General features: G+C 60.9%; 13 protein-coding genes. 8 read left to right on the top strand and 5 right to left on the bottom strand.

The features are described from left to right. Positions 1–39: 39 nt before the first annotated feature. Both AEQU_RS10785 and AEQU_RS10780 read right to left on the bottom strand, forming a co-directional pair. A complete protein-coding gene (locus AEQU_RS10785; RefSeq protein ID WP_022741465.1) occupies positions 40–1713 on the bottom strand; it encodes an FAD-dependent oxidoreductase in 1674 nt (557 codons plus the stop codon). 158 nt (positions 1714–1871) lie between these two features. After that, positions 1872–3803 carry an FAD-dependent oxidoreductase gene (locus AEQU_RS10780; protein WP_022741461.1) on the bottom strand — a complete coding sequence of 644 codons (1932 nt, stop codon included), beginning with the start codon at positions 3801–3803 and terminating at the stop codon, positions 1872–1874. Between the two features lie 155 nt (positions 3804–3958). On the opposite strand from AEQU_RS10780, the gene AEQU_RS10775 reads away from it, so the two are divergent. Then, the gene (locus tag AEQU_RS10775) at positions 3959–4927 is read left to right on the top strand and encodes a LysR family transcriptional regulator (protein ID WP_041714708.1); all 969 of its coding nucleotides are present in this window, start codon (positions 3959–3961) and stop codon (positions 4925–4927) included. On the opposite strand, the gene AEQU_RS10770 is transcribed toward AEQU_RS10775, so the two are convergent. Further along, on the bottom strand, positions 4881–6263 hold the full coding sequence (locus AEQU_RS10770; RefSeq protein WP_022741457.1) for a helix-turn-helix transcriptional regulator: 1383 nt from the start codon (positions 6261–6263) through the stop codon (positions 4881–4883). The two genes, AEQU_RS10775 and AEQU_RS10770, sit on opposite strands and share 47 nt — an antisense overlap. A 432-nt stretch (positions 6264–6695) precedes the next feature. Between AEQU_RS10770 and AEQU_RS10765 the strand changes: the two genes are divergently transcribed. Together AEQU_RS10765 and AEQU_RS12780 are read left to right on the top strand one after the other, a co-directional pair. Then, complete coding sequence (locus tag AEQU_RS10765; protein WP_022741453.1) at positions 6696–8339, top strand: FAD-dependent oxidoreductase; 1644 nt, start codon at positions 6696–6698, stop codon at positions 8337–8339. Positions 8340–8491: 152 nt separating this feature from the next. Continuing rightward, a complete protein-coding gene (locus AEQU_RS12780) occupies positions 8492–9037 on the top strand; it encodes a hypothetical protein (protein WP_022741450.1) in 546 nt (181 codons plus the stop codon). 539 nt (positions 9038–9576) lie between these two features. Here the strand turns inward: AEQU_RS12780 and AEQU_RS10755 are convergent. After that, positions 9577–10896 carry an MFS transporter gene (locus AEQU_RS10755; RefSeq protein WP_022741448.1) on the bottom strand — a complete coding sequence of 440 codons (1320 nt, stop codon included), beginning with the start codon at positions 10894–10896 and terminating at the stop codon, positions 9577–9579. Between the two features lie 86 nt (positions 10897–10982). Between AEQU_RS10755 and AEQU_RS12650 the strand changes: the two genes are divergently transcribed. The 5 genes from AEQU_RS12650 to AEQU_RS10735 all read left to right on the top strand — a co-directional run bounded on the left by AEQU_RS12650 (position 10983) and on the right by AEQU_RS10735 (position 18366). Beyond that, entirely contained in the window at positions 10983–11141 is a 159-nt protein-coding gene (locus AEQU_RS12650; RefSeq protein ID WP_158318413.1) for a hypothetical protein, read from the top strand. 364 nt (positions 11142–11505) lie between these two features. Continuing rightward, positions 11506–12864, top strand: a complete 1359-nt coding sequence (locus tag AEQU_RS10750) for a C45 family autoproteolytic acyltransferase/hydrolase (protein WP_022741444.1) — start codon at positions 11506–11508, stop codon at positions 12862–12864. 87 nt (positions 12865–12951) lie between these two features. Continuing rightward, entirely contained in the window at positions 12952–14298 is a 1347-nt protein-coding gene (locus AEQU_RS10745) for a C1 family peptidase (RefSeq protein WP_022741440.1), read from the top strand. A gap of 178 nt (positions 14299–14476) precedes the next feature. Beyond that, positions 14477–16774: an APC family permease gene (locus tag AEQU_RS10740; RefSeq protein ID WP_022741436.1), complete on the top strand. Its 2298-nt coding sequence runs from the start codon at positions 14477–14479 to the stop codon at positions 16772–16774. A gap of 74 nt (positions 16775–16848) precedes the next feature. Then, on the top strand, positions 16849–18366 hold the full coding sequence (locus AEQU_RS10735) for an APC family permease (RefSeq protein WP_022741433.1): 1518 nt from the start codon (positions 16849–16851) through the stop codon (positions 18364–18366). A gap of 850 nt (positions 18367–19216) precedes the next feature. Here AEQU_RS10735 and AEQU_RS12975 read toward each other — a convergent pair. After that, a complete protein-coding gene (locus AEQU_RS12975) occupies positions 19217–20245 on the bottom strand; it encodes a DUF559 domain-containing protein (RefSeq protein ID WP_244874824.1) in 1029 nt (342 codons plus the stop codon). Positions 20246–20377: the final 132 nt, after the last annotated feature.

Below are 20377 nucleotides of genomic sequence, written 5' to 3'. Positions count from 1 at the left end.
GGGATAGCGGCTCGACAAAACGGGTTTTGGTCGAGATGGCTACTGGGCAGCCAGATTCTGAGCAATCATTCGTGCGAAAGTTACTGTCCTGCCGCAAGCGTTGCCGGTCGACAGGTTCGGATAAGTCATGGAATAGTATCCTCCGGAATCGTTGCCTGTGACATACAGGCCTTCAATGGCGCTTCCATCTTCGCGCAGTGCTTGACCTTGGGTGTTTATCACGATGCCGTCCATGGTGCATAGCAAAGCGCCTGTGGTACGTACGCCGAAGAAGGGAGGTTTGCGTACAGGGGAAAGCCGGAATGGTTCCTTGCCGAAGTCGTCATCGCGCTGGTTGTCGTAATTCTGGTTGTTTCGTTCCACCGTTTTCGCGAGGGCTTCTGCAGGAAGACCAAGCTTTTCGGCGAGCTCCTCGATGGTGTCGGCTTGCTGAATGTGTCCGGCTTTAAGTGCCTCCTCGTTCATGGCCGTCACCACTTCGATAGGCAGGTTCGGAGCCGCTCCATTATCAAAGGGGAACATGCGCGAGCAGCCATGCATGTCGAACTGCTGGGCGTAGGTCTGCCAGTCTGCATCCCAGAGGCACACGTGGATGTTTCCTGGTTGCGATGCATCGGCGTGCAGGATGAAGTCATAGGTGCCGGACTCGTTGCAGAAGCGCTCGCCATTGAGATTGACTTTCAACCAGGGTTGGCTTCCCATCCAGAATACCATGGCAGTACCACAGTCGGCGCCTCCCAGGGAGTCGGCGGGAACGCTTGCTCGGTCGAAAAGCATGCTAGAGTGTGTTTCGTCCATTTTTGCCCCAACGCGAAGGCACGCCTTTATGCCGTCTCCCTCACAGCCTGGCTGCGCTGAGTTGTAAGCGTAAATGCTGGTCGTGTGAGGCTGGAGCTGCTTAAGAAGGTCGAGATTCGCGGCGTAACCGCCTGTGCATACAAGAACGCCCTTGCTTGCGTTGACACGAATGTAGCCGTCAGCGCCCTGCCCTATAGCACCGGTCACGCGATCGTTTTCGACGGTGAGGCTCACCATGGGCGTTTGGTAGCGGAACGTTACATGGCCCGTCTTCTCTGCGTAGTCAGTCAGCACAGTGAACCCGTCGAGCGATCCATCGACTGGCCAGGCGGGAGAATGCCCTGTAGCCCAATGTCGGTAGTTGACTTCATGCTTTTCCTCGGCAGCCTCATGCCAAAGCGCGATACCGTAAGAGGAGAGAACGTTTTCGTACCAGTCGATGGTCTCGCCCGATCGCTCAAGCCAGACCTTGTGTAACGCGAGATTGCATTGGCCCGCAGCGTAATGATCCATATCTCGCAAATAAGCAATTGCGTCGATTTCATAGCCGCTCTCCTGCTGCAAGCGAGAGTTGACGCCTGCAAGATCGTCACGCACGACGCCACCGTTGAACTTCTCCATGACGAAGGTTTCCATGCCGGCATCTCCAGCAGCGCAGGCCGCAAAAAGACCGCCCGTGCCAGCGCCGATCACCAAAAACTCCGTGTCAATGGTTTCGACAATCTCATCATCGGAGATGTTCGGGGCATCTCCGATCCAGTCCGAGGAATCTTGCGATCCCGCCTCAGGCGAAGTGTTTGCTAGGGGATCCGCAGTCTGCGGGGCGCATCCTGCAAGGCCGAACAAGGCGCCGGCTCCCGCGAAGGCGCTACCTGCCAAAAACCCTCTGCGGCTTACAAGTCCATTATTGTCCATTTCAGTTCCTTCCTTTTCTCCATGAAAGTGTGGGATTGCGCGGCAAAAGCCTTTGGAGCTCAAGTCCGCACTGAGCTTGTTGCTGTTTAAAAAACGGTCGGGCGGTTTTACCCGCCCGACCAGGGAGGGGAGGGCTTGATCTATCGTAACGCGTGTTCTTAGACGTTGTAGATTGATTGCGCCACCGCATAGCCTGCGCCGAGCGATCCGACACCGCGGCCGCCGCAAGCTGCTTCGCCCACAACGTAGAGTCCCGGTACAACATTTCCGGCCGCATCGAGCGCGCGGTGAGATGAGTCGGTCGAGATGCCGTCCATCGTGATATGCATCGCCCAGGTGCGGGGTGATGCATAGAATGGAGGATTGTCCAGGGGGGCATTGGGCCCGAAGCTGGATCGGCCGAATTCTGGGTCGTTGAAAGTACGAGTCATCTCGTTGTAATCGTCGACAGTTTTCAGGAATGTCGCCTCGTCGACGCCCATGAGGCCCGCCAGTTCTTCAAGTGTGTCGGCGCGGTAGAGGATGCCCCGCTCAATGGCGTACTCGACGTCCATGCCTGTGTGGGTCTTGCCGTCCGTGATCATGGAGCTGTCGTGGTCGACCACCTGGAAACCCACACCCCCATCCTGCTCCATCAGGGCGATCGTCATGTCAGTTCGACTGCCGCCCTCGTCGCAGAAGCGTTTGCCGGCCTTGTTCACGTAGATGCTCTCATTGGTGGTTCCGACGGTTGTTTCGGTGGCGTAGAGCACGGTGTCCACGAAGGGGAAGACCATCTGGTTAAAGGGCAATTCGGCGAAGGCGGCGCCTGCTTCTGTGGCCATGCGGATGCCGTCTCCAGTGTGTCCGTAGTTGTTGTCGCAGTGGAAGGTGTCGAGATCTTTCCAGTTCCACATCTTGTCGTGCTCTTTCAGCATATCCTGGTTGTCGGCATAGCCTCCAGAGGCGATAACGACACCGTCTTTAGCGCGCACGGTGTACGTGCTGCCGTTTGCGCTGCTGCCAATGACGCCAGTCACGCGACCGCTTTCAGTGATGAGCTCGGTTGCCGGCGTGGCGAACAGGATGCGAAGATCGAGTCCTTCCATCTCTCGTTCGAACACGTTGAAATAGCCTTCTCCATTCACGTCTTCTGAGGAACCCGAGAAATGCGCCCAAGAATAACCGGGAATTGCGACGAGTGGCATCCAGGGAAACTGCATGGTGTCGAGCCATGCCGTGCCCCCCTCCACATCCGTTGCATAAGTGTGTTGGAAGTCGTAGGTGTTGCCCTCAAGCATGCAGAGTTGCAGCGCAAGGAATTCGGGCGAGCTAAAGAGTTTGGTGTTCCCGTTTGCGTAGTAGTCGTCCCATTGTTGCTGCACCTCATCTACCAGAGAGGCGTCAAGCCCGGCGTCTCGATTGAACTGAAGAACTTCTTGGAAGATCTTCAGGTAGCCGTCGTTCACTTCGACGCGTAATTCTTCGGGTGCGTTGGCATACTCGATGAAACCGCCACTCACGAGGGCGTTGCCGCCCATGCTCGAGGACTTCTCGAACACGACGACCTTCGCTCCCTGCTGAGCAGCTGCTAGTGCAGATGCCATTCCAGAAATGCCGGCGCCTATGACGGCGAGGTCGCATTCGATCTCCTCGTCGGTTGGCTGCTCTTTGGGAACCTCCGCACGCTTCAAAGCGCTCACGTCGCCATCGGCTTGACGCGCGCAGTCTTCTACGGCCGAGAGCAGCGCGAGGGATGAAAGCGTCGCTCCTGTCACCGCGTCGACGGCGAGTGATTGTGATGCTACGATGATCTCAGGGATCTTCTCAAACGCCGGTGCGGCGATGCGTTCGGTTTCTCCGTGATCGACGACGCGGACGCTGTCGATGGCAGTGTCGGAGAAGACGACCTCGACGGTGATATCGCTCTTCTTGCCGAGTGCCGTGGCCTGGTAGGTTCCTGCGACAAATTGAGTTGTCGTGCCGCCCGTCTCTGCGACGGGGTGTGACGAAGCGCATCCCGTCGCGCCTAAGGCCAGAGCTGCCGCTGCGACCGAGCTTGCTTGCACAAACCGTCTGCGATCGATGACGTGGTTCTTTCCGTGTCCCATGTTCCCTCCTATGTTCGAATCTTGTCGGCGAGACGCCCTCGCCCCTGCTGTCGTTCATTATGGGATCGGTTCGCCCGAGGGTCTTTTGCAAGTTGTTGCGTGATTTGTGCACAAACCGTACAATTCGCTACAACGACAAAGGGGATCAGGGGGTTGTGGTGCTCAACATGGAATATGTGCCCGAGTTGCTCGTGCTGGCGGAAACACTCAGCTACACGGAGACGGCGCGAAGGCTGCACATGTCTCATTCGGCTGTGAGCCGTCACGTTGACGCTGTGGAGCGGGCGCTGGGGGCTCGGCTATTTAATCGTACGACTCGCAAAGTGGAGCTGACCGATGCGGGACGAGCGGTTATTGCCGACTTCTCTGCCATGCAGGCCCATTACACTCATGTGCTTGATGAGCTTGGTCGACTCGCGGAGGATGTGCCAGTCATACGACTGAGCTGTCCGGATTTTTGGATACCGTGTTATCTTGAGCCGTTGTTGGCGTTTCTCTCCCTCGAGCAATCTGCTCTTCGCGTCAAGTTGGAATCGAATCCTCCTGTTGTGGGTTTGAGCGCGGTGGAGGAGGGCCGGTGCGATCTTGCCTTTGGTATCGGGCTTCCCACGGAACTGAAGCCCCCGATGAACATGAGGTTGTTTCTTCGTGAGAGAATTGTGGCAACGATTCATGAAGACAATGCGTTGGCGGGATGCGAGACGCTAGCGTTGGAGCAGCTTGCTGGTGAGCCTTTGGTGGTTCTCGACGATCGGGCCGAAGGATTCAGCCGCATGAACGAAGAGATATTGAGATTTTTTACGCAGCGCGGTTGTGCTCCCTGCGACATACGACGTACTGAGCAGATTGAGACGCTCGGGCTTAAGCTGAGCGAATGCAAAGGATATGCCCTTACGCCTGCGTCGCTGCAGTTTCCTCATAGGGATTACCTGCGGGCGATCCCCCTTGAGGAAGAGGACATCTCTTTCCCACTGTGCTTCTTTTTTCGCACAGATCGCTTGAGCCCTGCGCTGACCAGATTTTTCGAATATGCCGAGCAATTTGTCTTGTTGTCGGGGGAGCGCGCCGGAGACCTTGCTACTGCTCCGTCATCAGCAAATCGAGCAATTCTTGACGGGTATTGATGCCGAGCTTCTCGTAGATGTGGCGGGTGTGGGCCTTCGCGGTGCCCTCGGCGATGATGAGTTCGTGGGCCACGCCGGAAAGCGACTTGCCCTGAGCAAGCAGCTCCATCACCTCCCGTTCGCGTGGCGTGAGGCGGCGCGCTTCGGCCACGGTGGCGCAGCGACGCGCCAGACGCGTGCGCTCGTTCTCCTCGGGTGGTCGCTTGCCCATGAAGGCGATGCCCCAGCGCTCGCCGATCTCGCGTTCGTTAAGCACGAGAGTTGCCACCGCCACAATGGCCGCAATGGCGACTACGGCACCGATGGCCGGTCCCGTGCCTCCGAACAGGCCGGATCCATCGAAGAGGAGCGCCCCCTCGCGGCCGACCCAACTCACGAGAATCAGCGACTCCTCGATGCCGAACAGCAGAAGCGCACTCACGCCGAAGCGCTTGGAGATGTCGCAGAGGAACAGAAACACGATGGCGTTGAAGAGCATCACGCCCAGGGCTGTGCAGAAACTGCCGGCCAAATTGCCGCCAAGGCCGAATAGCGGCACGATGAGGAGCCCGCAGCAAAGGAGGATGACCGGCGCCCGGTACAAGGCGGACAAGGGCAGTCGGTTAGAGAACCACCACACCCACGCGAACAGCACAAGACCGCCGACCAAGGTGGTCGCGGTGGAATGGGAGCCGACCAGCAGGGGGTAGGCGCTGCGAATATGGGCGGAGCTGTAGCTGGCCACCAGCTCGAAGAGGGCGAGGATAAGGAAGAACTTCCAGGGAATGAGCCGACGGTTGGCGGCGATGGGCCGATCTTCTGCCGGGACGTAGAGCCGGTAGGAGCGATGGGCCAGGGCCGCCGAAAGCGCTGGCAGCACGAGTAGCGCCCCGTAAAGGTACTCATCGCTGAAGCCCTGAAGCACAAAGGTAAGCACGACCCCACCGATGATAGCGAGCGCGTAGTACAGCGCCACGCGGGTAGGGCTGAGGCAGCTGTAGATTTCGCACCACAGCAGAATGAGAAGGGCCGAGCCGATGCCGCCGGCCAGGGTTGCCGGCGCAACAAGGGCGTCGGTGGTTGCGGGCAATGCCAGAGCCGCCACGTTCGCCGCCACGGAGAACCCAAGCAGAAGAGCGATGGTCCCATAGACCCAGCGTCGCCCGGCCAAAGGCGCGATGCGGCTGGAGAGCAGGGCGATGACGATAGCGCTGCCGGCGAGCACCACATCGTAGGCGAACTGGCCGGCGGTGCCGCTGACGGGCATGGGCACCGAGGGATTCGCATAGGTGAGCGACACCCAGGCGCGCCACAGGGCAAAGCCGAGGAAGGCTTGGGGCATATCGAGCAAACGCATGAGTGAGTGCTTTGGTGCAGCTTCATTGTGGGCCATGGCGTTACCCCCTCTTGTCCGCCTTTGGCTGCAAGGGTCGTGCTTTCGTGGTGTCAACAGCGACCATTATAACGTGACGGGTTCTCTGCGGGGGCGAATGGCCGTGGCCGCAGCTGGTGCTCTCGTTGTGAGAAGAGTGCGGGGCACGTCGGCAACCGCTCAGAAACATGGAACGCTAGTGCCGATAAGATTGACGGTAGGGCTGGCGCTTCCCCAGGAAAACAGGGTGTTTATGCCACCTGTTTACAAAGATAAACAGCGAAAGTGCTGCGCGGTAGATGTGCGGTGGAGCTCGAGCAGGCATAGTGAGAGCCAGCAAAGCCGTTCGGCGCCGCGAAGTCGCAAGGAACGCTCGGGGCCGGCGGAAGGGAAAAGAGAACACATAGGAGGGTTCCCATGAACAAGATCGCCAACATGCATGTCGCCAGTTCCACCGCCGGCTCGCTCAGCCGGCGTAGTCTGTTCAAGCTCGGCGGGCTCGCTACAGCCGTCGCTGCCGGAGCTTCGCTGGCCGGGTGCGCGCCTCAGCCGAAGAGCGCGTCTATGGCCGATAACGGCTCGGGCGCGACGCGCGCTGCCGACGGTACGCCCAGCTTCCTCATCGCGCCTGAACCCATTACGGAGTTCGATGAGACGCGCGACTTTGAGGTCGTCGTCGTGGGCGCCGGCGTCTCGGGCATGGCTGCCGCCATGTCGGCCGCTGAAGCTGGTGCCAAGATTGCCTGTGTGCAGCGCGAGGCCACGCCTTCCTCCCAGGGCAACATGGCCGCTGGCGTCGATTTGAACCAGACGAGCGAAGCAGGCAAGCAAGCCCTTATCAGCTATCTCATCAAGTTGGCCGACCACCGCAGCAACCGCGCTCTTCTGGAAGCCTGGGCCGACAACTCCTTCGAGGCGCTGTCCTGGTTCCGCGAGGCCGCGTCCGCCGGCGGCATCGAGGTGAATTCCGATGAGCCCCAGGCCGACCGCGTGCTGCACATCAACGGCTACGACGTGTACCTGCACGCCAACACCTACTTCCGCATCGGCCACGACGAGGTGGTGAAAGCCATCGCCCCCATTGCCGAAAGCGCGGGGGTGGAGTTCTTCTTCAGCTGCCCGGCCCAGCAGCTCGTTACCGACGAGTCCGGCCGCGTGACCGGCGTGGTGTGCGAGGAGGACGGCAAGAATGTGCTGTTCAACGCTAGCAAGGGCGTCATTCTGGCTACGGGCGACTACCAGTGCGACCCGGAGATGGTGGCTTACTACTGCCCCGACATCAAGGAGTTCCCGCCCTGCCAGATGAACCGCACCGGCGACGGCCACAAGATGGGTGTGTGGGCCGGCGGCGAGATTGAGCCGACGACGCACACCAAGATGATCCATGACGCCCGCGTGGGCCGTGTGGATACGCCGCATCTGCTGGTGAACGCCAAGGGCGAGCGCTTTATGTGCGAGGGCCCCATGCAGGGCTACCTGAACAACTATGTGCGCGAGTACATCCACGAGGCCGGCGGCGACGCCAAGGCGGGCAACCTGTACACCATCGTGGACGCGAAGTGGCAGGACCAGATTGCGGAGTGGAAGGCCATCGACCCGGAGATCGACGCCTCGAACTGCAAGTGGTTCTACGAGGGCAACACCATCGAGGAGGCCTGCGCCGCCATGGCCGCCGATACGGAATCGGGCGCCTACGAGTTGGACGCCGCAGCCGTGCAGAAAACGGTGGATCGCTACAACGAGCTTTGCGCCAAGGGCTCCGATGACGACTTCGGCAAGAACTCCACGTTCATGCGCGCCATCGACACCCCGCCGTTCATCGTGGTGCCCCACGAGTTCGGTATGGGACTTTCGGCCATCATCGGCGGCCTGCTCATTAACGCCGACAACCAAGTGCTGAAAGCTGACGAGCACACGCCCATCGACGGCCTGTTCGCCGTGGGCAACGTGTCCGGCTGCTTCTACGGCGGCGTCGACTACCCGATGGACGTGCTGGGGCTTTCCATCGGCCGCGCCATCACCGGCGGCTATCTCGCCGGCAAGCACGTAGCGAGCTTGTAGCGACGTTTCCATACCCACACCCTCCCCTCGAGAGCCCGCCGACACGCGGGCTCTCGTTTCTCTTACAACAATGAAAGTCGATTCGTAAGGCGTGGGGGGCGGAGAAGGGGCTATACTGGCAGCATGACATTTCGAAACAGGAGGTATCTCCCATGACTGACCAGCAGAATCCCTTCAGCACCATGCCCGAGCCGCCCGCTGCGCCCGATCCGGCCCAGGCTTTCGACAACGCGCAGGGCCAGGGGCAGGCCGCGCAGTCCTACGACACCGACCCAACCGCTCAGCAGGCTTACGACCCCTACCAGGCGCAGCAACCCTACGGCGCCGGCCAGGGCTATGACCCCTATCAGGCCCAGCAAACCTACCAGCAGCCCTATCAGGCTACCTACGAGCAGCCGCAGCCGGCTTATCAGCAAGTGTACGCCCAGCCCGTGGCTCCGGCGGCGCCTGCGGCCCTCTATCCCATGACCGACGCCGACCGCAATCTGCGCCTGGTGGCGTTTATCTTCTGCATCCTGTCGCTGGTGGGCTCGTGCTGGCTCATCATCCCGCTGGCATGGATGATCCCCATGTCGGTCATCTCCTGGGGCATCTACAAGGGCACCAAGGCCAACACCGTCGCCTTCGACGTATGCACCCTCATCTTCTGCTCGCTGGTGGCCGGCATCCTGCTGCTGTGCTCGAACAAGGATCGATAAGATGCTCTCTGCAGAGCTTGTCAGCTCGCAAGCTGGTGAGTCTCGGGGACCTGGCATTTTGCGCACACAACTTCGTAGCCCACGATTTCGCGCGTGCGCAGCTTCGCGGCCTGCAAACTGCGTGGTCTCGTGATTTTGAAAACGCGTCGTCGCCAAACACGTAGCCGCTCAAAGGCGCGCCGGGCTAGCAGCCCCGGTGCGCCTTATTTTGTTCCACGTCTCTTTCGTTTCCACGGTCTCCGCCGTTTCCGTGACAAAACAAGGCCTTCTCGTGCACAAAAATCGACTTATATAGACATTCGGGGATGCGGAAAGGGAGAAAGAACGCTATATAAGCCTCAAAATGTGCTCCCCGCTGTTTCAAAAGTCTATATAAGTCGATTTTCGTGCACGAAGCTCCCTCATTTTGTCACCGTTGGAGCTGGGTCGGCAGCGCGCTGGGCAGGTTTCTCCAACGAGTACGGAAAGATTTTCCGAGTACTTCATCTACCTATGGATTTGGCCGCACGGCCGATGCAGGTTTGGAAGCGCTCGCCGCGCTACGCGGCCTTCGGGGGCTTGATGAAGAAGGAAACCGCCAGGGCCGCGATGGCCACGCCGAAGAAGACCCAGAAGGCGCCGAGGTAGCTGCCCGATCCCATTTGCGAGAGGGCGAGAATCTGCGGACCTACGATGGCGGCCGGGATCATCTGGCAGGTGGCGATGGCGTAGTTGATGCCGTAGTACTTCGGGCCGAAAAACGTGCCCACCATGGCCGACATCGAGCACATATTCCCACCGTACATGAGGCCGAGCAACATGAATCCGGCGACGAGCAGCGGGAAGTTGCCGCCCATCATGGCGAAGGCGCAGCAGAGCATGCCCGCGGCGAAGGCCACGGCGATCCAAGTGAGGCACACGCGATAGCCGAACTTGTCCCAGATGAATCCGTTGATGAGGCGCCCGAGCCCGTTCATGGCCGACACGCTGCCCATGGCCGCGGTAGCCAGCATAAGCGCCTCGGCTTCGGATAGCACGGCGCTGGCGCCCGCGCCAGCCGCCGCGCCGCTCGCTCCCGCTCCCGCGCCTGCGCCCATGAGCAACTCCATGGCCGCCGGCACTGCTTGGCTGATGAGCGCCAGACCACCGCAGGTGACGAGCATCAAATACACCATGAACACCCAGAACGTCGGCGTGCGCACCATTTGGGAGCCGGTCATGTCGACGGCTGCCACGGTGGCGTTCTGCCGCGCCTTCTCAAGCAGGGGTTTCACGTACTCCGGCGTCGGCAGCTTCATGATGAAGGCGCCGGCCCCCACCAGCACGACGAAAACGGCCCCCAGTGCGCCGAAGGTCATGCGCCATCCGAGCGCGCCCAGCATCGTAGTGACAACGGGGGACAGCAGCATGGTGCCGCCGCCGAAGCCCATGAGCATGGCGCCAGAAGCCAGGCCTTGCTTATCGGGGAACCATTTCAGCGTGACGGACATGACCACGTCGGTGCCAAGGCCCACGCCGGCTCCCACCAACACGCCGTAGGTGGCGTAAATGAAGGGCAGCGATTCGGTGAAGGCCGAAGCGATAAGCCCCAATCCCAGGCAGGCGGCGGTGATGAGCATGACCGTGCGCGGGGACGTGCGCTCTTCCAGCGCGCCCGCTACGAGCATGCCGGCGCAGAAGGTGATGATGGAGAGCGTGAACACCACTGAGGTGGCCGAGCGATCCCAGCCGAATTCCGCCTCCAGCGGATCGACGAACAGCGACCAGGCATAGATGAGCCCGAAGAACATGAGCAGGACGAAGGCAACGAAGAAGTACAGCAGACGGTGCGGCGTTGTTTGAGTCGCTGTGGCGTGCGTCTGCGATGCTGCATGGGACATGGCTCCCCCTTGGAATTGCGTGGGTCGGGATTCCAGTGCCAGCCACTGCTCAGTCTATCAACTGCACAAAAAAGAGCAAGAGGAAAATGGTGCAGCAACAGCTTAAAAAGCTAGCCGCAAAATCACGTCCTTTACGTAAAAAGGGCGATTTTGCGGCTATTACTATAATGAAAAGCGATAAATTCGGGAAGAAGGTAGCCACAAATGAACGGTTGTCACGGCAAAACCGTTCTTTTGTGGCTTAAGGCCGAGGAAGGAACGCGTATTCTCGCGGAGCTACCCCAGTGCACACGCTCTTGCAAGGAGTTGCCTTGTACATTCATTCTTGCAAGGAGCAAGTTGCGAAGCGGAGCTTACCCCTCGTACAGCGAGAAGTCGTCCCTGCTGACGGCCTCGGGAAACACCCAGCTAGAACTTAGAAAATCAGCGGAAAACTAATCTATAACGGCGCAGCAACGAAAACCGCCCCCGTCACCAAAACGCCGAGCAAGAGCGCAGGATATATCACGAATCCGCGAGTTCGTGCGTTGAAGCTCGCTCGCGGGGCGGCTCGAAAAGAACGGCTCCGCACGCCCGACTGCCCCGGCGCACCTGGAAAGGAAGACGACAATGGTCACTCAAGAGCAGCAATCAATTATCGATCACGCTCAGCTGCAGAAGATCAACGGCTGGCAGCATATCAAGGTGAAGGGCACCCCCTACGAGTGCGGCTTCCAGGAGGGCTACCTTCTGGCCGACGAGTACCAAGACGCCCTGCGCGTGTACAAGTTCATGACCCTGGAAACCTTCGGCATGACCTACGAGTGGTTCGCCGAGCAGGCGCTGAAGTTGCACCGCGACAAGATTCCCACCCGCTGGCTCGAAGAGCTGCGCGGCATGGCCGAGGGCCTGACGGCGGCGGGCATTCCCACCACCACCGACGACATGATCGCCTGGAACGACTGGATGGAGATCACCGGCTACTGGTGGCCGCAAAACGCCGGCAAGGTCATGAGCCGCCCGCTCATGAAGACCCACCGCAAGGAGCACTGCTCCGCCATCGTGGCCACTGGCTCAGCCACGGTGGACGGCAAGCCCTACCTGGGCCACGAGAGCTTCGACGAGTTCTGGAGCGGCCAGTACTTCAACGTTTGCAAACGCGTGGAGCCCGATGACGGCTACGCCTTCATCATGCAAGCCTCGGCGCCGTGCATGCTGTCGTCCATGACCGACTTCTACGTGACCGCCGCGGGCCTGAACATCACCGAGACCACGCTCGCCGGCTTCGACCGCTACGACGATGCGGGCATGCCCGAGTGGGTGCGCATCCGCGACGCCGTGCAGTACGCGGCCACCATCGACGAGTTCGTCGAGCGCCTGAACAAAGGCAACAACGGCGGCTACGCCAACGCCTGGCTCATCGCCGATCACAATACCGGCGAGATCGCCCGCTTCGAGCAGGGCTTGGAATTCACGAGCCTCGAGCGCACCTTCGACGGCGCGTACTTCGGCTGCAACGCCGTGTTCGATCCGCGCATCCGCAACCTGGAGTGCAAGGACAACGGCTTCAACGACCCGCGCCAGCAGACCGGTGCCCGTCGCCAGCGCTGGATGGAACTCATCGATCAGTACTACGGCAAGATCGACCTGGAAGTCGTGAAGAAGATGCTCGCCGACACCTACGACGTGTATCTCGGCTACAACTGCCCGTCGAGCCGCGACATCTGTGCCCACTACGACGTGGATCCGCAGTACTACGCCGACGACCCCGATGCCGTGTGGAACATCCCGTTCTACCCGGCCGGCTCCTGCGACGCCAAGGCCGCTGGCCCCGACGACGTGAAGCACCTGAAGATGTGGGGCCGCTACGGCCGCGCCGACGGCGTGGAGTTCAACGCCCGCGACTTCATGGACCAGCACCCGCTGTGGAAGTGGATGGACGGCTACCTGGAAGATCGCCCGACTCAGCCTTGGACGCTCTTCAACTAAAGGGAATTCGAACCGGCGCTTTTCCACGGCGCCGCGTTCCTTCCATATAGATCATCGCTAACCAATCGAGGATAAGGAGCATAGATTATGGAAATCTCAAAGGAACAAATCGCGAAGATGGCCGAATCCTACAAGAAGGCCGAAACCCAGCACGTGGCCCAGCGTGCGGTGACCAAGAACGGCATTCTGGAGTCGGCGGAAAGCGTGGAGGTGCTCAAGCGCATGAGCCCCAAGAACTTCGCGTTTTCCATCGACGTGGACGACCAGGCCGTGGCCAACCAGAAGATGTCGGGCCGCTGCTGGATGTTCGCCTGCTTAAACGTGCTGCGCTTCCACATTGAGAAGGAGCTGGATCTGCCGAAGGGCACCTTCGAGTTGTCCCAGGCCTACCTGGCGTTCTTCAACAAGCTTGAGCGCGCTGCTTGGTTCCTCGAGCACGCGGTGGCCACGGCTGACAAGCCGCTGGATGACCGCGAGGTCGACTGGCTGTTCACGACGCCCATGGCCGACGGCGGCGATTGGGATATGGTATGCGCCCTGGTGAAGAAGTACGGCGTTGTGCCGCACGAGGCCCAGGCCGAGACCCACTGCACCAACAACACCGCCGAGCTGAACACGGTGCTCTCGCACCTGCTGCGCCAGGACGCCCTGAAGCTGCGCACCATGGCCCAGGAGGACAAGGACACGAAGGCCGTCCAGGAGGAAATGCTCAACGAGGTGTACCGCGTGCTGGCCGTGTGCTTCGGTGAGCCGGTGCAGAAGTTCGACTTCACCTACAACGATGCCAAGGGCCACTACCATGCTGACCTCGGCATCACCCCGTTGGAGTTCCTGAAGAAGTACGTGCCCATCAACTTGGACGACTACATCGGCGTCATCAACGTGCCCGGCGACGACAAGCCCTACGGCCGCATGTACGCCATCCAGGATTCCGATCAGATCCCCGAGCGTCGCAATCTGTACCTGAACGTGCCGATGGAGGAGCTGAAGGGTTACGTCATCGACTCGCTGAAGGACGGCGAGCCTGTCTGGTTCGGCTCCGATGTGCTGCAGCACTGCGATCGCAATGCCGGCGTCATGGACTTCGATCTGTACGACCTTGAGGCCATGTTCGGCGTGAAGTTCACCATGAACAAGGCCGAGCGCTTCGCCACCCACGAGAGCCTGCCGACCCACGCCATGACCATCGCCGGCGTCGATATCAAGGACGGCAAGCCCACGAAGTGGAAGATCGAGAACTCCTGGGGCACCGAGAACCACGGCATGAAGACTGGCAACAACGGCTACTTCGTCTGCAGCGACGAGTGGTTCGACAACTTCGTCTACGAGGTGGCCATCCGCAAGGATCGCCTGAGCCCCGAGATGCAGAAGGCGCTGGACTCCGATCCCATCGTGTGGCCGTTCTGGAACACCTTCAACCCGGTTTCCGCCTAAGCGGCAATCGGGCGCCGGCCGCAGGGGTTCCGCACGGGATGCCCCAAGGTCGGCCCTTGCGGGCGGCTTGTGCAAGTCGCGCGCGGCAACTATCCGCTGTCCGGCGGGGTGCCTTTTCCGGGAATGACGTCCCGGGAAGGAAAGCCCGCCCCGCCGGGCCCTTTCGTGAGGGGTAACTATGAGCTCCCAAACTACAACTCATGCGGCCAAAGCGCCGGCGAAGGGCGCAGCGAAGGCCAGCAGTGGAACCTATATCAGCCTGATGGCTCTGGTCATGATGAACGTGACCATCATCGGCAGCGTCGCCAACGACGTCCAGCAGGCTTATTACGGGCTGTCCTCCGTCACGCTCTTCATCATCGGCGCTCTGGTGTTTTTCCTGCCCACCGGTTTGGTGGCGGCCGAGCTGGCTTCCGGCTGGGGCCAGCGCGGCGGCATCTTCCGCTGGGTCGGCGAGGCTATGGGCCCCGGACTGGCATTTACGTGCCTGCTCATCCTGTGGTTCCAGACCTCCATCAACTTCGGTATGGGCGTTGCGTCGGCATCGGCCACCATCGGCTTCTACACGCCTGATTGGGACTGGGCCGTGCAGTTCATGAACCATCCGGAGAACCAGTTCTTCATCATTCTGGCGTGGCTGGCCTACTACTGGGGCCTGACCTTCCTGTCCACCAAGGGCGTGAAGGCCTTCGCCCGCCTGACCAAGTATGGTGTCATCATCGGCACGTTCATCCCGCTGGCGTTCATCGTCATTTTCACGGTGGTGTGGCTCGCCCAGGGCAACGTGTCCAACGTGACTCCCACGCCGGAGGCGTTCAATCCCTTCGCTGACGGCTTCAGCCTCACCAACCTGGCCCTGGCCGCCGGTGTGTTCTTCAGCTTCGCGGGCATCGATATGAACGCTGCCCACATCAAGCAGCTGAAGAAGCCGCAGAAGGAATTCCCGCTGTCCATCTTCATCGCCATGATCCTGACGCTGATCATCTTCATCGCTGGTACCGTGTGCATCGCCATCGTCACGCCGAAATCCGACATGAACTTGGTCTACGGCCTGTACCAGACCTATAAGATCCTCGGCGCCACGTTCAACTGCCCGTGGATTTACGTGGCCTTCGTGTGGGTCGGCCTCGGCGCTTCCATGGCGTCGCTCGTCACCAACATGGCCGGCCCCTCGTTCATGCTCGGCCAGGCCGGTCGCTCCGGCTTTTTGCCGAAGGTGCTGCAGAACTCCAACAAGCACGGCATGCCGAGCCGCCTTATGTACCTGCAGATGACGTTCATGACCCTCATTGCCTTCCTTTGCTTCCTCATTCCGAACATCGAGGGCTTCGTCGTGCTCATCACCCAGGCCATCACCATCCTCTACATGATGTACTACGTGTTGATGTTCGTCTCGTTCTTGAAGCTGCGTCACGACCAGCCGAACCGTCCGCGTCTGTTCAAGGTGCCCGGCGGTAACGTGGGCGCGTGGCTTGTGGCCGGCCTTGGTCTTCTGGCCTGCCTGTTCGGCATCGTGCTGGCCATTATCCCGCCGGCCCAGGTAGCCGAGGAAGTGGGCAGTCCGGTGACCTACGTGGTGGTTATCGTGGCCATCATCGTTGTTACCTTCGCCATTTGCTTCGGCGTGTACCAGGCCTCCAAGCGCCATCATTGGGCCGACCCGAACAATGTGTTCGCGCCGTTCACCTGGCAGATCGAGGGTTTGAAGAAGCCCCAGAAGGTTCTGTCCAACGTGCCGTCCGAGCTGATGAGCGAGGGCCAGAACCCCATGGGCATGCCCATCAAGAAGCTGTGGAACCCCAACGAGCAGATCGTGCTTCCCGACGAGTACGTGCCGGGCAAGCATCATCCGTCCTCTCCGGCTATTGAGGCCGGCGACGATCCTGCGGCCATGAACCACCCGGTGAAGACCAGCGGTACGTCCATCGGCGCGCTGGGTGCCATCCCCCTAAGCCAGCCGGCGATGATTTCGGAGAAGGCCGGTATCGGCACGTCGGCCACGGTGGGTCTGAAGAAGGCGACTCAGACGGTTCCCGTGGAAGGCACCGAACCCGTGCGGCTTGATGCGAAAGTGCCGGCGGCGCCTGCTGATGAGGTGGCTGCCGAACCGGTGCCGCGCGACCCGGTGGCCGACGCCAAGCGAGCGGCTGCTGCCGAAGCGGCAGCCCTGGCGGCCGAGAAGTCCTCGCAGGACAAGGCCCATGCCGAGGCGGTGGCTGCCGAGGCGCTCGAGCAGCAGGTGGAAGCCGACAGCGATTTGGCGTCCGCTCGCCGCGAGGTGAAGGAGGCCAAGGCCGCGGCCGACCAGGCGCGCAAGGCTGCGCGCGAGGCTGGCGCTGAGGCGGCGGCTGCGCCTGAGAAGGCCGCTGGTTCCGCCGCGGATGCGGGCGCGACCAAGGGCGGCGATGCTGCCGACGGCGCTGCCGGTGCGGCAGGTGCCGACGGCGCCGGTGCTGCCAAGGGGTCTTCTAAGTAAGTAGTTCGGAAGGGGGTCGCGCCGCAGGATGTGCGGGCGGCGCGGCCCCCTCGAGGGTAAAAGAGGTGTTCTCAATGAGTGCAAACGGAAAGACAAACGCGGGCGCGCCGCCGAAGGCTCCCGTAGCCGTAGCCACGGCCGCGTCCGGTGCGGCGAAGGGCGTCTCCGATGACGCCACGACCGCTCGCCTCTCCATGCCGGAAAACAACGGGAAGAAAGTGACGAAGCCGACCGTGGCCACCCAGCAGAACGCCGGCGACGACTTCAAGGCGACCCTTACCGTGAAGGACATGGTGGTATGGGGCCTCATCACCATGGTGCCTATCTCGCCCATGGCCGTTTACGGCGGCGTGTTCGCCGACTCCGGCGGCATGCCCACGCTCGCGTTCCTCATCGGGTTCGTGGCCGTGCTGTTCTCGGTGTTCTCCTTCGGCATCATGATTCAGCATTTCCCGTCTTCGGGCTCTATCTTCACCTATGTGAGCCACGTGTTCGGTAAGCTGCCCGGCTTCATCGCCGGCTGGCTGATGCTGTTGCAGTACTTGGTAAGCCCGGCCATGGTGTACCTCATCGCCGCTATCGCCATCCACAGTATGCTGCCGGATGTGCCGATTCTGGCTCTGTGCTTCGGGTTCCTCATTATTGTGGCCATCGTGTCGCTTATCGGCATGAAGACCGCCATGGTGGTGAACAAGGTGGCGCTGGTAGCCCAGCTGGCGATTCTCGCGCTGTTCGTCGTGTGCGGCGTGATGTTCGTCGTGCAGCATCCCGAGAGCGCGAATTTCTCGCCGACCAACCTGTTCAACCCCGCCAAGTTCGAGTTCGGCGGCACCATGTCCGCTGTGTCGCTGGCCGTGATGTCCTACGTGGGCTTCGGCGCCATCGCCACGCTGACCCAAGAGGCGAAGGATCCCAAGCACGGGCCGTCGCGCGCCATGATGGTCATGGCCATCGTGCTGTGCGTGCTGTACGCGCTGCAGTGCTTCATCGCCACGTGCATCGATCCGTCGGGCGCGGCCTTTGCCGGCAACACTGACAACGCGTTCTACGCCGTGGCCAAGATGGCCGCCGGTCCCTGGCTCATGATCGTGTGCGCCGTGGGCGTGGCGCTGGCCCAGGGCGTGTTCACCGCTATCGCGCAGCAGAACTCCATCGCCTTCGTCATGTTCACCATGGCCAATGGCGGCTGCCTGCCGAAGTTCATGGCCAAGATGAACAAGCGCACGAACTCGCCGTTGAACGCCGTCATCTTCATCATCGCCCTGTCCGTGGTGCTGACGCTGCTCTTCCATTTCAGCGGCATCGACATGAACACCGTGGTGAAGATCTCGAACTTCGGCGCGCTGTCCACCTATGTGATGCTGAACGTGTCGGTCATCGTGTTCTGCTGGTTCCAGCTGAAGCAGCGTTCGGGCGCAAAGGCCGTGTTCATGCACCTGGTGTTCCCGGCGCTCGGCGCGCTGGTGTGCTTCGCGATTCTGATGTCCGTGGGCACCGTGGCCCTGGTGACGGGCGTGGTGTTCATCCTCATCGGCATCGCCTACTACCTGGTGCTGACCCGCGTCCTGCATCGCCAGATCAACCTCGGGTAGGGGATTGCCAATCGCGCAATCAGAGGCAAGCTGCTTGTCCGGAAACCTCAAAGGCGGGGCGTTCGCGCGAGATTGCGCGGCCGCCCCGCCTTTTGCTGCCTGGGCGCTTTGCTATCCTGCCGACGTCCGCTCGGCTGGTCGCATCCGCTTAGCGAGTCGCACCCGCTCGGCTGGTCGCGCCCGCCTAGCGAGTCGCATCCGTTTAGCGAGCTGCACCCCCTTGGCGAGCCTCACCCGCTCGGCTGGTCGCATGTGCCTAGCGAGCCTCACCCGCTCGGCCGCATCCGCCTAGCGAGCCTCACTTCCTTGGCGAGCCTCACCCGCTCGGCTGGCCGCATCCGTTTGGCGAGCTGCGCCCGAAGCTCTGGAGGGGCCGCGTGCAATTTTGGTCTTCTCTTTATGGCAAGTTTTCCGAGGGTTTCGACGTTACAAGGCGATGGCAGATCAAGCTATCCTAGTAAACTGTCGATAAACGATAGCATTAGGCTCTTCCCGGAGCGAGCTTCGGTTTTTCAAGGGAATACGGCCAGCTATAAGGTCGAAATCCTCAAAAAACTTGCCATTTTTCGGGCTGCAGCAAGTATCGATGAGCAGGTATGGCAGCGTGGGCTAATGCGCTGGTGACTATCTCGGGCGGTAGGCGGCGATGCCTTCCGATGGGCCTCTTCGGAAGCTGGTCGGCTGGATTGACGCCGGCGTCTCCCGTTGCGCTGGTGCCGGCGGTGATGGTCGGCGGCGACCCTTCCCGACTGCGTTGGTGTTGGCTGGCGGTGCCCCGTTGGGCTGCCTGGCGGCGCTGTTCCGGAAACTGGATCGCCGGCATTCTTGCGATATTCTTCCCACAGACGCTCTATTCTTCGTATGGTCTAGGCGCAAAGGTCTCATAGGGGTAAAGGGGGAGCCCTAGCTGTCGGCGCAATCTCAGCTTGCGGGCATGGTAATTCCCGACTGCCGTGCGAAATCGGACGCCTTGCGCTTTGCGGACAGTCTCCGCGATGACATCCGTGGCCTCAACGCTTTCGAGTTCGTTGTTGGTCAGTCCGACGACGGCGATGCCCATAGCTTGCAGGGCGTTCGTCCGTCGCGAATCGCGAATGCGGCATAGGTCGCCCGAGTGGAACTCCCGGCTCTGGTATTCGACGGCGATAGAGGCCTCGGGCCAGAAAAGATCGCACCGAAGGGTTCGCCGTCCGGAGATTGCGGTGGCTTCGGGGGTGCAGGAAATTTCGTAGTTCATGGAGGGCATGCCGAGCCCGTATCCTCCGTAGAATGCGGGTAGTCCTAGGAGAAGCGCGGCTTGAGTTTCGCGGGGAGAAGCGGAGCCGTCGACGAGATATGAAGCTGCGGCACGTGCTCGCTGGGCGCCAAAAAGACGGGAATTGCGCTCGAGGAACCCACGAATTTTACGCACGCTCGTAAGCGGTTGTGTGCCATATACGGTCGACGTTGCCAGGGTCTTCTGCTGGTATGTGCCACATAGCTCGAATCCGAGAACAAGGGTGTCCACGAAAGAACGCAGGGAGGCTTCTTGGATAAAAGCAAGTGAGGGGCTGGAGAGAAGAATGCTCTCGTTCCAGCGCTGCAGGGCGTTTCCCGAAAGGGGGAGTCTGCAGAGGTGAGGCTTGCGGAATTCAGCGGATCTTGGAGTTGACGTGCTTGACGAAACGCAGTGGAGCGGCATTGGAATGCCGGCAGGCAAGTACGGGTCGCACGTGCGGATGGTGAGGTCGTTTGCCTGATCGCGACTGGCTGCCTTTGACGGAAAGCGGCGGTGGCGTGTTGTGGCGAGGGTGATTCCGCGGCGTCTGCAGAAAGCGTGGACTTGGAGAGCGGAAAGATACCCGAGGCAGGTTTCCGAAGAAAGGCTTTTCTGGGTCATGGCACACTCCTCTTGCACCCGGGGCGAAGAGGATCTTGCGAATCTGGTATGCGGAAGGTCGGGCACGGCTTCCGATCATGGGCTGCGCTGGCAGGATTCGCACTGGCTCGTTATCGATGACAGCATCTTATC

This window comes from Adlercreutzia equolifaciens DSM 19450, assembly GCF_000478885.1.
Lineage (GTDB): Bacteria > Actinomycetota > Coriobacteriia > Coriobacteriales > Eggerthellaceae > Adlercreutzia > Adlercreutzia equolifaciens.
The sequence above is the reverse complement of the archived record's forward strand: the minus strand, read 5'-3'. Positions and strand labels throughout refer to the sequence as shown.